Source organism: Achromobacter sp. 1014246743, from assembly GCF_059760725.1.
In genome coordinates this window covers 1-13,172 of the sequence record NZ_JCBANA010000113.1, presented here as the reverse complement: position 1 = coordinate 13,172, position 13,172 = coordinate 1, and the positions used below count along the sequence as shown (strand labels likewise).

14 protein-coding genes and 1 pseudogene are annotated in these 13,172 nt (G+C 61.5%); 7 read left to right on the top strand and 8 right to left on the bottom strand.

Annotated features, from left to right (window positions below; all coding sequences use genetic code 11):
• Window positions 1-91 precede the first annotated feature (91 nt).
• The gene (locus AC6LJ2_RS29140; protein WP_025135667.1) at window positions 92-853 is read right to left on the bottom strand and encodes an ABC transporter permease; all 762 of its coding nucleotides are present in this window, start codon (window positions 851-853) and stop codon (window positions 92-94) included.
• Entirely contained in the window at window positions 850-1,773 is a 924-nt protein-coding gene (locus AC6LJ2_RS29135) for an ABC transporter ATP-binding protein (RefSeq protein ID WP_025135666.1), read from the bottom strand. The genes AC6LJ2_RS29140 and AC6LJ2_RS29135 overlap by 4 nt, the downstream gene beginning before the upstream one ends.
• Window positions 1,774-1,964: 191 nt before the next feature.
• Between AC6LJ2_RS29135 and AC6LJ2_RS29130 the strand changes: the two genes are divergently transcribed.
• The 6 genes from AC6LJ2_RS29130 to cynS all read left to right on the top strand — a co-directional run bounded on the left by AC6LJ2_RS29130 (window position 1,965) and on the right by cynS (window position 7,344).
• Complete coding sequence (locus AC6LJ2_RS29130; protein WP_498152702.1) at window positions 1,965-3,128, top strand: sensor histidine kinase; 1,164 nt, start codon at window positions 1,965-1,967, stop codon at window positions 3,126-3,128.
• Window positions 3,119-3,757, top strand: coding sequence for a response regulator (locus tag AC6LJ2_RS29125; protein ID WP_263911202.1), 639 nt, complete (start codon window positions 3,119-3,121; stop codon window positions 3,755-3,757). The genes AC6LJ2_RS29130 and AC6LJ2_RS29125 overlap by 10 nt, the downstream gene beginning before the upstream one ends.
• Before the next feature lie 133 nt (window positions 3,758-3,890).
• Window positions 3,891-5,252, top strand: coding sequence for an ABC transporter substrate-binding protein (locus AC6LJ2_RS29120; RefSeq protein WP_263911203.1), 1,362 nt, complete (start codon window positions 3,891-3,893; stop codon window positions 5,250-5,252).
• Window positions 5,252-6,094, top strand: a complete 843-nt coding sequence (gene ntrB / locus AC6LJ2_RS29115; protein ID WP_498152701.1) for a nitrate ABC transporter permease — start codon at window positions 5,252-5,254, stop codon at window positions 6,092-6,094. The genes AC6LJ2_RS29120 and ntrB overlap by 1 nt, the downstream gene beginning before the upstream one ends.
• 2 nt (window positions 6,095-6,096) lie before the next feature.
• Window positions 6,097-6,891, top strand: a complete 795-nt coding sequence (locus AC6LJ2_RS29110; protein WP_263911206.1) for an ABC transporter ATP-binding protein — start codon at window positions 6,097-6,099, stop codon at window positions 6,889-6,891.
• A gap of 9 nt (window positions 6,892-6,900) precedes the next feature.
• Window positions 6,901-7,344, top strand: a complete 444-nt coding sequence (cynS, locus tag AC6LJ2_RS29105; protein ID WP_263911223.1) for a cyanase — start codon at window positions 6,901-6,903, stop codon at window positions 7,342-7,344.
• Window positions 7,345-7,434: 90 nt separating this feature from the next.
• Here the strand turns inward: cynS and pdxK are convergent, their stop codons facing one another.
• The 4 genes from pdxK to AC6LJ2_RS29085 form a co-directional block, all read right to left on the bottom strand.
• The gene (gene pdxK / locus AC6LJ2_RS29100; protein WP_498152700.1) at window positions 7,435-8,298 is read right to left on the bottom strand and encodes a pyridoxine/pyridoxal/pyridoxamine kinase; all 864 of its coding nucleotides are present in this window, start codon (window positions 8,296-8,298) and stop codon (window positions 7,435-7,437) included.
• 306 nt (window positions 8,299-8,604) lie between these two features.
• Window positions 8,605-8,955, bottom strand: a complete 351-nt coding sequence (locus AC6LJ2_RS29095) for a DUF596 domain-containing protein (RefSeq protein ID WP_498152699.1) — start codon at window positions 8,953-8,955, stop codon at window positions 8,605-8,607.
• A 177-nt stretch (window positions 8,956-9,132) separates the two neighbouring features.
• Window positions 9,133-9,315, bottom strand: a complete 183-nt coding sequence (locus AC6LJ2_RS29090; RefSeq protein ID WP_498152698.1) for a hypothetical protein — start codon at window positions 9,313-9,315, stop codon at window positions 9,133-9,135.
• 196 nt (window positions 9,316-9,511) lie between these two features.
• A complete protein-coding gene (locus AC6LJ2_RS29085) occupies window positions 9,512-9,868 on the bottom strand; it encodes a hypothetical protein (protein WP_498152697.1) in 357 nt (118 codons plus the stop codon).
• Between the two features lie 350 nt (window positions 9,869-10,218).
• Between AC6LJ2_RS29085 and AC6LJ2_RS29080 the strand changes: the two are divergent.
• Window positions 10,219-10,512 (top strand): annotated as a pseudogene (locus AC6LJ2_RS29080) (transposase); the annotation flags it as partial.
• A 43-nt stretch (window positions 10,513-10,555) separates the two neighbouring features.
• On the opposite strand, the gene AC6LJ2_RS29075 reads toward AC6LJ2_RS29080, so the two are convergent.
• Together AC6LJ2_RS29075 and AC6LJ2_RS29070 are read right to left on the bottom strand one after the other, a co-directional pair.
• On the bottom strand, window positions 10,556-10,867 hold the full coding sequence (locus AC6LJ2_RS29075; RefSeq protein ID WP_498152696.1) for a hypothetical protein: 312 nt from the start codon (window positions 10,865-10,867) through the stop codon (window positions 10,556-10,558).
• A partial coding sequence (locus AC6LJ2_RS29070) for a DNA/RNA non-specific endonuclease (protein WP_498152695.1) occupies window positions 10,867-13,172 on the bottom strand: 2,306 nt, incomplete at its 5' end. The genes AC6LJ2_RS29070 and AC6LJ2_RS29075, both read right to left, overlap by 1 nt.

The following is a 13,172-nucleotide window of genomic DNA, read 5'->3' as shown; positions in this document are numbered from 1 at the left end:
ACGGCGCCCTTTGCATGTCGGGTCCGGGTTGCGCCCGGTATGCGGCGCGCCCGTCATTTCCGCGCGGTCCCGAAGACCGCGCCCTGTCCCATCAGGTCTTCAAGCGATAACCCGTCTTGAAGATCCAGCGCACCGCGATCATGCACACCACCAGGAACACCAGCGTCATGCCGACGCTGACGCTGGCGCTGACGTCCGACACGCCGTAGAACGCCCAGCGAAAACCACTGACCAGGTAGACCACCGGGTTGAACAGCGTGGCGGTCTGCCAGAACGGGGGCAGCATCTTGATGGAATAGAAGGTGCCGCCCAGGAAGGTGAGCGGCGTGATGATCATGAGCGGGATGATCTGCAGTTTCTCGAAGCCGTCGGCCCAGATGCCGATGATGAAGCCGAACAGGCTGAAGGTGACGGCGGTGAGCACCAGGAAGCCCAGCATCCAGAACGGATGCACGATCTCGAACGAGACGAACAGCCGGGCCGTGGCCAGCATGATCAGCCCCAGGATGATGGACTTGCTGGCCGCCGCCCCCACGTAGCCGGCCACGATCTCCATATACGAGATCGGCGCGGAGTGGATCTCGTATATGGTGCCGGAAAAGCGCGGCATGTAGATGCCGAACGAGGCGTTGGCGATGCTTTGCGTCAACAGCGACAGCATGATCATGCCGGGCACGATGTAGGCGCCGTAGCTGACCCCGTCGATGTCGACCATGTGCGAGCCGATGGCCGAGCCGAACACCACGAAGTACAGCGACGTGGAAATCACCGGCGACAGCACGCTTTGCATCAGCGTGCGCCAGGCGCGGGCCATTTCAAACAGATAGATGGCGCGGATTGCGTAGAAATTCATGATTGGGCGGTCACCAGGCTGACGAAGATTTCCTCGAGCGAGCTTTCGGAAGAATTGAGGTCGGTGAATTCGATGCCAAGTTCGCTCAGGTGGCGCAGCAAGGCCGAGATTTCACCGCCGCCGTGGTTGTCGTAGGTGTAGACCAGCTTGTGGCCGTTGTCGGACAGGTCCAGCTGGAAGGCATCGAGCGCCGTGGGAATGCCCGGCAGCGGTGCCTTGAGCGTCAGGGTCAGGCGGCGCTTGCCCAGCTTGGCCATGAGCTCGTTCTTTTCTTCGACCAGGATGATCTCGCCCTTGCGGATCACGCCGATGCGGTCGGCCATTTCCTGGGCTTCTTCGATGTAGTGGGTGGTGAGGATGATGGTGACGCCGCTTTCGCGCAGGCGCCGCACCATTTCCCACATGCCGCGCCGCAGTTCGACGTCGACGCCGGCGGTGGGCTCGTCCAGGAACAGGATCTTGGGCTCGTGCGACAGCGCCTTGGCGATCATGACGCGGCGCTTCATGCCGCCGGACAGGGCCATGATGCGGCTGTCTTTCTTGTCCCACAGCGACAGATCGCGCAGCACCTTTTCAATGTAGGCGGGGTTGGCCGGCTTGCCGAACAGGCCGCGGCTGAAGGTGACCGTGTTCCAGACGCTTTCGAAGGCGTCGGTGGAGATTTCCTGGGGCACCAGGCCGATGGCGGCGCGGGCGGCGCGATACTGCGACACGATATCGTGGCCGTCAGCCAGCACCCGGCCTTCGGTCGGGTTGACGATGCCGCAGATGATGCTGATAAGGGTGGTCTTGCCCGCGCCGTTCGGCCCGAGCAGCGCGAAGATCTCGCCGCGCTGGATGTCCAGGTCGACGCTCTTGAGCGCCTGGAACCCCGAGGCGTACCGTTTCGATAGACCCTGTACTGAAATGACCGGCTGCACTCTGGCTCCCAGCATGATGGATAACCCTGGATTTTACCCGCCCGGCCCGGCGGGCTTGTTCGCCCAAATGGAACGGTGTGTTTGATAAACGCGATAGACCGCCCCGGGCTGCCTTACACTCTTGTGCACACAAAAAGGGGCAGACAGCCCCAAACCAGGGGACCGGGCTGCCTGGCGCCCGGTGAATCGATATGTTCGCGGACCTGAAACACCTGTCGCACCACGCCGCCTGGCGGCGCCAGCTGGAAATGCTGCTTGAATCCGCCGGGGAAGGCATCTACGGCATCGACCTGCGCGGGCGCTGCATCTTCATCAACGGCGCGGGCGCCGGGATGCTGGGCTACACCCCGGACGAGGTGGTGGGGCGCAACATGCATTACCTGATCCACCATTCCCATGCCGACCGCACGCTGATGCCGGTGCACGACTGCCGCATCTTCAAGGCGTTTCGCGACGGCCGCGGCGAACGCGTGGACGACGAAGTGCTGTGGCGGCGCGACGGCTCGTGCTTTGACGCCCAGTACGCGTCCTACCCCATCCGCAACGACGACGACGTGGTGGGCGCGGTGGTGACGTTTTCGGACATCACCGCGCGCAAACGCATCGAACGCGAGCTGCACGGCACCCGGGCGCTGCTCGAAGCCCGGGTCGCGGCGCGCACCGCCGAACTGAGCGCCGCGCATGAGTCGCTGCGCAGCCTGTCCTCGCACCTGAGCACGCTGCGCGAAGAAGAACGCGCCCATATTGCCCGCAACATCCACGACGACCTGGGCGCGTCATTCACCGCCTTGCAGCTGGACCTGAACTGGCTGCGCCGGCAACTGGCCGCGCAGCCGCCGCTGCAAGCCCACCTGGACCGCATGCTGGACGTGACGCAGACGGCCATGAACGCCACCCGCCGCATCCTGAACGACCTGCGCCCCGTGGTGCTGGATCACCTGGGTCTGTGGGCCGCGCTGGAAACCCTGCTGCAGGACCTGCAGGCGCGCAGCGGGCTGCAATGCCGTTACCTGTGCCCGCCCGACACCGAAAGCCGCCGCCTGGCCCCCGCCGCCGAAATCGCCGTGTACCGCATCGTGCAGGAACTGCTGACCAATGTGCAGCGCCATGCGCGGGCGCGCAGCGTCAGCGTCAGCGCCACCTGGGGCGAAGGCGGCCTGCTGCTGGCCGTGGAAGACGACGGCGTGGGCATGCAACTGCCTGAAACGCGCCAGACCTTCGGCATCCTGGGCATGCGCGAACGGGCGCGCGCCATCGGCGGCGACCTGGTGCTGGACAGCGCCCCCGGCGCCGGCATGCGCGCCCGCCTGCGCCTGAACCCGCCCGCCGCCCGAGAAACGACGCCATGGCCCTGAACCTGCTGATCGTCGACGATCACCTCATCATCCGCCGCGGCCTGGCCCGCATCCTGCTGGAAGACCCGCGCGTGGGCCGGGTGGACGAGGCCGCCGATGCCCCGTCCGCCCTGCGCGCGCTGCGCCAAGGCCGCTACGACGCCCTGGTGCTGGACGTGGCGCTGGGCGAACGCGACGGCCTGGACGTGCTCAAGACCGTGCGCGCCGACTACCCCGCGCTGGGCGTGGTGATGCTGTCCGTCTACCCGGAATCCCAGTTCGCGGTGCGGGCGCTGCGGGCCGGCGCCCACGCCTACCTGAACAAGGGCTGCGACCCCGACGAATTGCTCGCCGCCCTGGTGAACGCCGCCGCCGGCAGGATGTACGTGACCCCCACCGTGGCCGAACTGCTGGCGCACACAGTGCGCCAGGACAGCACCCGGCCGCCGCACGAACTGCTGTCCAACCGCGAATTCCAGGTGCTGCAACTGCTGGTGGCCGGCAAATCGGTCTCGGCCATCGGCGAGCAGCTGGCGCTGTCGGTGAACACCATTTCGACCTATCGCGCCCGCATCTTCGAGAAGCTGGGCGTGCGCACGCTGGTGGAGCTGGTGGCCTACGCCAACACGCACCAGCTGGGTGCCCGCTGACGCGTTCGCGCACCGCCCTGGCGCAGGCCGCGCACCGTGTAGTGATCGCCCTACACGCATATGGTTGAACCGGCGATACCGGCCGCCCGCGGCCGGCGCCAAGATGAAGGCCTTCCCCATTCCGGAGGCTTCCATGTCCCTGTTCAGCAATCCGTTCGACCCCGGCAGCCGCCTGGCCTGCGGCTGCGGCCGCCATGCGTCCCAGGCCGAGCACGCGCGCGCCCAGGGCGGCGTGGCGCTGGACGCGGCCTCGGACAGCGCCGTTGAAAACGCCGTGATGCGCGCCCTGTTCCCGCAGGACGCGCTGCGCCGCCGCTTCCTGCGCGCCGTCGGCAGCGGCACGGCCCTGGCCGCCGTGGCGTCGCTGTTCCCGCTGGCCGCCGCCAAGGAAGCCTTTGCGCAATCGACCGGGCCGCTGGAAAAACAGAAGCTGAAGGTCGGCTTCATTCCCATCACCTGCGCCACGCCCATCATCATGGCGCACCCCATGGGCTTTTACGGCAAGCAGGGGCTGGACGTGGAAGTGGTGAAGACGGCCGGCTGGGCGCTGATCCGCGACAAGGCCATGTCCGGCGAATACGACGCCGCCCACATGCTGTCGCCGATGCCGCTGGCCATTTCGCTGGGCGTGGGCGCCAGCCGCGCGGTGCCCTGGACCATGCCCGCCGTCGAGAACATCAACGGCCAGGCCATCACGCTCTCGATGAAGCACAAGGACCGGCGTGACCCGAAGGACTGGAAAGGCTTCAAGTTCGCCGTGCCGTTCGACTATTCGATGCACAACTACCTGTTGCGCTACTACCTGGCCGAACACGGGCTGGACCCCGACACCGACGTGCAGATCCGCTCGGTGCCGCCGCCCGAGATGGTGGCCAACCTGCGGGCCGACAATATCGACGGCTTCCTGGCCCCGGACCCGGTCAACCAGCGCGCGGTGTACGACGGCGTGGGCTTCATCCACACGCTGTCCAAGGCGATCTGGGACGGCCATCCGTGCTGCGCGTTTTCGGCCAGCCGGGAATTCGTGACCACCCAGCCCAATACCTACCAGGCGCTGCTCAAGGCCATCATCGAGGCCACCGCCTACGCCCGCAACCCGGCGAACCGCAAGGAAATCGCCACCGCCATCGCCGCGCCCAACTACCTGAACCAGCCCGTCACCGTGGTCGAACAGGTGCTGACCGGCACCTATGCCGACGGCCTGGGCAAGGTGCTGACGGACCCGGCCCGCATCGATTTCGATCCCATGCCATGGGGCTCGTTCGCCGTCTGGATCCTGACGCAGATGAAGCGTTGGGGCCAGATCAAGGGCGACGTCGACTACCAGAAGGTCGCCAACGAGGTGTTCCTGGCCACCGACGCGGTGCGCCTGATGCGCGAAGCCGGGCTGACCCCGCCCGCGCAGACCGACAAGACCTTCAGCGTGATGGGCAAGCCGTTCGACCCGAGCCAGCCCGAGGCCTACCTGGCCGGCTTCAAGATCCGGAGAACCTGATGCGGGCCGTGCAACCCTGGCGGGCGACGTTCCTGTCCGTCGTGCTGTTCCTGGCGTTCCTGCTGCTCTGGCACGCCGCCACCCGCCCCGCCGCGGGCGTGGCGACGGTAGACCCGGCCTATGCCGCGCTGGTCGGCAACGCCGCGGCCAGCGGGTCCAAGACGCCGTTTCCCGGCCCGGCCGAGGTCGGCGCCAAGCTGTGGCAACACCTGCAGGACCCGTTCTACGACCGCGGCCCCAACGACAAGGGCATCGGCGTGCAGTTGGCGTATTCCGTGGCGCGGGTGCTGACGGGCTTCGGCCTGGCGGCCCTGGTCGCGATACCGCTGGGGTTCCTGATCGGCATGTCCAAGACCGTGTACCGCGCCTTCGACCCGTTCATCCAGGTGCTCAAGCCGATCTCGCCGCTGGCCTGGATGCCGCTGGCGCTCTACACCATCAAGGATGCCGACACGTCCGCCATCTTCGTGATCTTCATATGCTCGCTCTGGCCCATGCTGGTCAATACCGCCTTCGGCGTGGGCGCGGTACGGCAGGACTGGCTGAACGTGGCGCGCACCCTGGAAGTGACGCGGCTGCGCACCGCCCTGCAAGTGATCTTGCCGGCCGCCGCGCCCACCATCATGACGGGCATGCGCATTTCGGTCGGCATCGCCTGGCTGGTCATCGTGGCCGCCGAGATGCTGATCGGCGGCACCGGCATCGGCTACTTCGTGTGGAATGAATGGAACAACCTGTCGATCGCCAACATCATCTGCGCCATCCTGTTCATCGGGCTGATCGGCATGCTGCTGGACACCCTGCTGGCGCGCGCCGCGCGGCTGGTCAGCTACCGGGAATGACCATGGGCGCCCCTTTCCTGCAAGTCCAGGCGCTGGCCAAGCGCTATCCAGACCGCCGCGGCCAGCCCGCCGCGCCCGTGTTCGAACACATCGACTTCGGCATCGAACAAGGCCAGTTCGTCTGCGTGATCGGCCATTCCGGCTGCGGCAAGACCACCATCCTGAACATCCTGGCGGGCATCGACGAAGCCAGCGAAGGCGTGGTCATCATGGATGGCCGCGAGATCGCCGGCCCGTCCCTGGCGCGCGGCGTGGTGTTCCAGGCGCACGCCCTCCTGCCGTGGCTGACCGCGTTGCAGAACGTGGAATTCGGCGTGCGTTCGCGCTGGCCGGCCTATCGCCGCGAGCAGGTGCGCGAGCACAGCCTGCGCTACCTGGCCATGGTCGGCCTGGCGCACGCCGCCGACAAGAAGCCGTGCGAACTGTCGGGCGGCATGAAGCAGCGCGTGGGCATCGCCCGGGCCTTTGCCATCCAGCCGCGGATGCTGCTGCTGGACGAGCCCTTCGGCGCGCTGGACGCGTTGACCCGCGGCACCATCCAGGACGAACTGCGCGCCATCGTCCAGGAAACCCGCCAGACCGTCTTCATGATCACGCACGACGTGGACGAAGCCATTTTGCTGTCCGACCGCATCCTGCTGATGAGCGCGGGGCCGTATGCCCGCATCGCAGAATCCGTCGACGTGGACCTGCCGCGCGGCCGGACCCGCGCCAGCCTGCACCACGAGCCGCGCTACTACGAAATTCGCAACCATCTCGTCGACTTCCTGGTCGACAAGGCTTCCCACAAGGAGTGAACCCCCATGATGTCCCGCGCCGAAGTCACCGAACTGGTCGTCACCCGCCGCCTGGAAAAGAAACTGTCCTGGGCCGCCATTGCCGAGGCCGTCGGCCAGAGCAAGGAATGGACTACGGCCGCGCTGCTCGGCCAGATGACGCTGACCGAAGAACAGGCCCTGGCCGCCGCGCGCGTGCTGGACCTGCCGGCCGACGCCGTGGTGCAGCTGCAGGTGGTGCCCTACAAGGGGTCCCTGCCCACCAGCGTGCCGACCGACCCGCTGATCTACCGCTTCTACGAGCTGATCAACGTCTACGGCACCACCTTCAAGGCGCTGATCAATGAAGAGTTCGGCGACGGCATCATGAGCGCCATCGACTTCAAGATGGACCTGACGCGCGAGGCCGACCCCAAAGGCGACCGGGTGCAGATCGTGATGAGCGGCAAGTTCCTGCCGTACAAGACGTATTGAGCAGGCCGGGGCCGCATGGCGCGGCCCCGGGTCCGGAAAGTGCGGGTGGCGTCCGCGGGCGGCCCCCCCAGCCCGCAAGGACGGCGGGCGTCAGCCTTCGATCGCCAGCTCTTCCCAGCCCAGTTCGCGGGTGCGCGTCAGCGCGTCGGTCACCACCGCGGTGGCCGACCGTGCCGCCTCTTGCAGCGCGTCGCCGGCCAGCAGCCGGGCGGTGATGGCTGCCATGAAGACATCGCCCGTGCCGTGCACCGACGGCGGGATAGCGATCTCGGGGTGGGTCAGTACGATGCAGTCGGCGTCAGTCACCACGGCCAATTGCAAGACGCCCGGCGCGGCCGCCATGGGCGCAGCGCTGGTCACGACAATCCATTGCGGACCCTCGGCGATCAATTCGCGCGCGGCCGCCGCCACCTCGTCGATAGAAGACAGCGGCCGGCCCACCATCTGCTCCAGTTCGAAATGGTTGGGCGTCATGCCATCGGCGTGCGGCAACAGCTTCTTGCGGTACTGCGCCACCAGACCCGAATCCACGTACAGGCCGTCGTTGCGATCGCCCATGACCGGATCGATATGCACCCGCAGATCGGGCCGGGCCGCCCGCAGCGCCGGCAGCCACTCGGCCAGCAGATCGGCCTGGCCCGGCTGGCCCAGGTAACCGCAGACCACCGCGCGCGCCACCTGGGTCACACCGCGCTCGTCCAGCCCCTTGAGCAGGCCCTGGAACCAATCCAGCGGCACGGCGCCGCCGTGCAGGGTGGGATAGTGCGGCGTGTTGCTGAGGATGACCGTGGGCACGGCAATGGCCCGCAGGCCCGCCTGGCGAAACACGGGCATGGCGGCGTTGTTGCCGACGTAGCCATACACGACCTGGGATTGAATGGAAATCACGTCCACCCGCGCGGTCACGGCGGGCAGCGCTGCGCCGGCGGTCGGGGCAGCGGGAATGGCGGTCATACGGTGGGCTCCTGGCGGAATCGGGATCGTCGGCCGGCGACATGCCGGGGGTGCGACGGGGGTGGCCCCTATTCTAGGCCACACACCTTCTGCACCGATCCTGCGACTTCAGCGCGAAGCCTGTCTTCATCAAACTCATGTTCTTCCTAAAGCTCGCTCATCTGCGCTTCGGTGTACTAGCTTCGGTGTACTAAAAACACGCTCACCATACCGCCCAGACTACTGCTAAACGCTTGACGGGCAAGACGGTATCTTATTTTTTGCTGCTAAAACACTTGACGGACAAGACGGTATCTTATTTTCCTTTCATGTCCATGTCTCAACACCATTTTCAAATATCCAAACAACGCCAGCGGGAGCAGTAAAAAACCAATACCCGAAACCATCCAAATCATCCTCACCAGGACTTTGAGGCCATGCTCTACGGATTTCATTAATTTGGCTATTAATATCACCAACCAAAAATGAATCATTACGAGCCAATTTTATCAATCCATCGCGAAGAAGTTTTTCTAAAATTTCAAAAAAACAACTAACCCTGACTTCATAAGGTACAGACAACGCTGCAACCTCCACTCCTAGATGCTGCCAGATAGCCCCCATAGATAGCCCCGCCGAACTCTGCATAACATTATTAAAAATTCTATCTTTATTCATTTAAATTTTATCTCCACCCGCTTGCCAGAATTAATAGCTGGATTAATTATATCTATCGTCCACTTAGCACCTGTACTTTCTGTAGAGTTGGAAAAATTCCTTAGAGTAATTTTACTTCCCGCATTCGAACCTGAAGATATTGTCGCCGCATACACATCACCTTTACCCGCTATAGACTTACAAAAACGTAGTCTGACACCTTATTTTTGCGATGTTGGACTGGGCGCCCTTGCCGACCGCAATGATGATCAGGTCGCGGTTTGCGGTGACGGCTGACCCGCTGGCGGTGCTGCTTTGTCCGCTGCGGGTCTGACTGAAACTGCTGGTGCCCACGTCGACGTTGACGCTGATGCCGCCCATCTGCGCGGGATTCTTGAATCCTCAGGGTCGGGCTAGAAACCTCAATTCAGACAACCGTTTCCAGAGACGCTCGCCGAAAACGTAGTCTGACACCGGGGTTCATACCCGAATCGTTTGACTTCGCCCTGCACCTCAAGCCTCTGATTTGAAATAGGTTTCCCGGGAGATTCGTGGGGAAACCTCAGAGTCTGATACCTTATTTTTTTGTACGCATGATTTCAATGGCCAAACTTAAAGCAACCGCCAATTGAATTTTATTCGCCTTAGATCGAATAGATTTTTCGTACGCTTTCACGTCCACACATTCAAAATTCACCACTTCATGAGTCTCTTTTGATATTTCAAATGAAACCACAGACTGGCCGTTTACTAAGACTGTATAGATATTTTCAAATTGCTCAGGCGTCCACGCCAGAACAAATGCGCTGTTGATTAGGGGAAATGTTCTCTCCAAAACCGGCATCACCTCACCCACTCGCTCTTTCATTCCATTCCACGACTTGAGCAACTGCTCAGCGTAGGATTTCTCGATCAGACTTCCTCTCAATTTCATTTGATAATCCCAGGCGTAGCTGTTACTAGATTTCCTTTACCATCTGTAAGTACGGTCATTACGGATACTTCTTTCCCACTAAATTTGTCTACCCCTATCGGCACACCCAGCTCCACTTCTCGAACATACCTGGGGCCATCATTGCTCTGCAATATTCTCGTAATAGGTGTATTAACTACCTCCCTACTCTGAAGCAACGTTCGAAGTTCGCTCTGCTCTATAGTAAATTGGCTTGCGTTGACTGAATAATCAAAATGGCGACTCAGTACGTGCTCCAAAAAATAAGGTGTCAGACTACGCTTTCACACAGCCATCTTCAGGCCAATAACGTAGTCTGACACCTTATTTTTGCAGAGGGCCTGGCAGCATATCTAGGCCTGATTCCGGTGCACCGACAATCGGGAACCAGCCTGAATGGCCGGCCCTGCCTGTCCAAGGCCGGTCCACCACGCGTGAGAGCGACGCTTTACATGGCCGCGATTGTAGGAACACGCTTTAACCCTCAAGTCCAAGCGCTATACGCCCGACTTCTGCTGGCAGGCAAAAGCAAGATGTCCGCACTCGGGGCTGCTATGAGAAAGCTCGCTCATCTGTGCTTCGGTGTACTAAAAACACGCTCACCATACCGCCCCGACTACTGCTAAACGCTTGACGGGCGAGACGGTATCTTATTTTTTCTACGGCATTTCATTCATCACCATATTTGAAGTTTGTTTTCACCTGCCCCCCATGCGCATAAGACATAACGAACGAAATCCAGCACTCGCCGCGCAGGGCAAAGCTTTCCTTAAGTTTCATTATAAGATCATACAAAACTGAATCGTCGAAATTAGTTTTTGCATTAGAAACCTCCACCCCTCCCCTTTCAACCGCCAATTCGATGTCCACATACGCATCTCCGACCCTAGCCTCGACTCGAAAGGAATCATAGCCTTCGACAATACCGCAATCTATGACTGCAAATATATCCTTAACCAACTCGAAATCTTTAACAAGCATTATCTTTCCTTTGGAATCCGATTTGCTTCATTCTCAAAAATTCTAGTCCTAGCTTTTCCATCTATCGTATATGTGACGGACAGCGAGTCCGGCCTAGGAGACGAAGGGCTGGATCTATTGAATTTTATAGTAGTGAGGCCAACAGTTTTAGTCGGATCATTAAGCGCCCGTCTAATTTCATTTTCGTAAAAGACCTTGTAGGCTGAATTATTGAAATTTTTATCTTGAGGAAATAGATTATATCCGTCACACGTACCTCCCTGACTGCACGCTTGAGCATGCCCCCCGACATCAGTGTCTCGACCTAACTTACCTGCCTCAGTCTGTCGTGAATCTCGCGGCTTTTTTGTATTTACCGGAACAAAAGTTATCTCTTCCACTTGACCCGCTTTGTTAGTTTTGAATGTATTTCCATTATCAAGCTCATACCTCGTATTCGCGGCTCGAGCACTAGGATTATTGAGCAATTCAAACTCAGGCGTGCCTTTAACAGCACCGTTTGTCTTAATTTTTATCAGGGGGACTTCCGTACCACCTGCATCTATTTTTTTTGGAATTTCACCGGCATTGTTAGGCGCGCGGCGACCACCGCTCCCACCACCATCACCATCCAGAGGAGACAAGCCCTTCACCGCTGCGAACACCACGAGTGACGAAGACATCGTCTTAGCCACAAACTGGTCCACCTCGCTGGTGTAATCAGGCGTCCCATCCCGAAACCGCACCAGCGCGTCTTTCAGCTTAAATCTATCAAAAGCCTTAGCCCCTGGAGTTGCATCGAGCAGATCCATGCCGGCTATAAGCCGATCACTCATCCGTGCCGTGGCCGTGGCATATCCTTGAGCATACGCGTCGCGTTCAAGTGTTTTGTTTTGCACGCATATTGCATCTCCCTGGCAGGCGGGCAAGTCGTGCTCATCAATGACTTTGATCCACCCCAAGAAGTGTCCTGCTGCTGACCGGCAAGGTATTTCCCCAATACACTCTGCCAACCCCTTCATCTTCTCTTCGAACTGCGGGGTATGGACCGCCGTATGGTCGTGGAGCGTGTTGTTCTCTGCTTCGATCCGCGCACCGCTGACAAGAGTCGTGACTTGCTCTGGTGACAAGGCACTCGATACGCCGGCCAATATCGTTGTCAGAAGATTCGCGCGGGCCTCCCTGTCCTCAGCCGTCAAGCCCCCGGCGGGGTCGTCTTGAAGCTTGTCCAGCAGGCCGCTGATCACAATGCTCGCGGACGCGCCAATCGCCCCCGCACCGCAATTCGCCCCTTGAGCCCCAGCACCTGCGCACGCCAGTACCGCATGCAGTGCGATATGTGCAGGCGACCCTTCCCCTCCCAAGCTGGCGGCGATCTCCTTGATCTTCGCCGCGCCGAGACTTTGCAAGTAGTTGACGCCAGCCGCCTGGACGAACTGCCCCACTCCTCCCGTTACGTTGCCCCCCGCCGCTGCCACAAATGCCGTCAAAAGCTGACGGTATTCGCCACCCATTCCCCACTTCTGGGCCTGGGCATACTGAGCTTCAAGTTCGGCGCGATAAGGACCGGGCGGCGCAGCATCAATGGCACGCTTGAGCGCATCCGCCTCCTTCGCCCGGTTCGCCAGAAACGTCCCCGTCTCCTGCGCCAAGGTCTTGGTCACCTCGAACCCCGCCCGGATCTCCTTCTCGTCAAAGATCCGATCCAGCGCGTTGAGCGTGTCCTTGGTGTCCCGGTTCAACGCGGCAATCGCTTCCGCCGCCGTCTGTCCCGTCAGCGCCTTTTGCCCCGCTTCGTCCCGAATGACGATGGTGCCGCCGCTGATGGCGCTTTTCGTGGTGGAACTGGCCTCACCATTGGCCCCCATCGCAATCGGCACATTGGCGCTGACGCCGTCGAAGCTGGGCAACGTGGAGCCCGGCGTGGCCTTGCTACCGCCAGCGACGTTGCCTTGGTTGTCGGTGCCGATGGCGCTATTGCCACTGCCGGCACCGCCGCCCTTGGCGCCATCTTTGCCGCCGTCCTTGCCGCCCGAACCCCCGCCACCGAAGTTGAAGCCCCCTCCGAGTTGAATCGATTGCCCTTCATAGCTGGCGCGGTTCTCGATGTCTCGACTGGTCAGGGTGCCGGTGATCAGCACGTTCTTGCCGTCCGCCACCGCCTTGTCGCTGCTGGCGATGACCCCGCCGATCAACCCCGTGTTCTTGCCCACGTTCAGCTGGAAGCCGCCATCGCCCGCCCACATGCCGGTCTGCTCCGTGACGCTGGCGTATTGGCTGTTGATCTTGGTCTGGCCGTAGTTGCCGCTGACGCTGCTGGCGCCGT

Coding starts and splice junctions, on each gene's coding strand:
- AC6LJ2_RS29140 (WP_025135667.1), bottom strand. CDS start 853: ATGAATTTCTACGCAATCCGCGCCATCTATCTGTTTGAAATGGCCCGC.
- AC6LJ2_RS29130 (WP_498152702.1), top strand. CDS start 1,965: ATGTTCGCGGACCTGAAACACCTGTCGCACCACGCCGCCTGGCGGCGC.
- AC6LJ2_RS29125 (WP_263911202.1), top strand. CDS start 3,119: ATGGCCCTGAACCTGCTGATCGTCGACGATCACCTCATCATCCGCCGC.
- AC6LJ2_RS29120 (WP_263911203.1), top strand. CDS start 3,891: ATGTCCCTGTTCAGCAATCCGTTCGACCCCGGCAGCCGCCTGGCCTGC.
- ntrB (WP_498152701.1), top strand. CDS start 5,252: ATGCGGGCCGTGCAACCCTGGCGGGCGACGTTCCTGTCCGTCGTGCTG.
- AC6LJ2_RS29110 (WP_263911206.1), top strand. CDS start 6,097: ATGGGCGCCCCTTTCCTGCAAGTCCAGGCGCTGGCCAAGCGCTATCCA.
- cynS (WP_263911223.1), top strand. CDS start 6,901: ATGTCCCGCGCCGAAGTCACCGAACTGGTCGTCACCCGCCGCCTGGAA.
- pdxK (WP_498152700.1), bottom strand. CDS start 8,298: ATGACCGCCATTCCCGCTGCCCCGACCGCCGGCGCAGCGCTGCCCGCC.
- AC6LJ2_RS29095 (WP_498152699.1), bottom strand. CDS start 8,955: ATGAATAAAGATAGAATTTTTAATAATGTTATGCAGAGTTCGGCGGGG.
- AC6LJ2_RS29090 (WP_498152698.1), bottom strand. CDS start 9,315: ATGGGCGGCATCAGCGTCAACGTCGACGTGGGCACCAGCAGTTTCAGT.
- AC6LJ2_RS29085 (WP_498152697.1), bottom strand. CDS start 9,868: ATGAAATTGAGAGGAAGTCTGATCGAGAAATCCTACGCTGAGCAGTTG.
- AC6LJ2_RS29075 (WP_498152696.1), bottom strand. CDS start 10,867: ATGCTTGTTAAAGATTTCGAGTTGGTTAAGGATATATTTGCAGTCATA.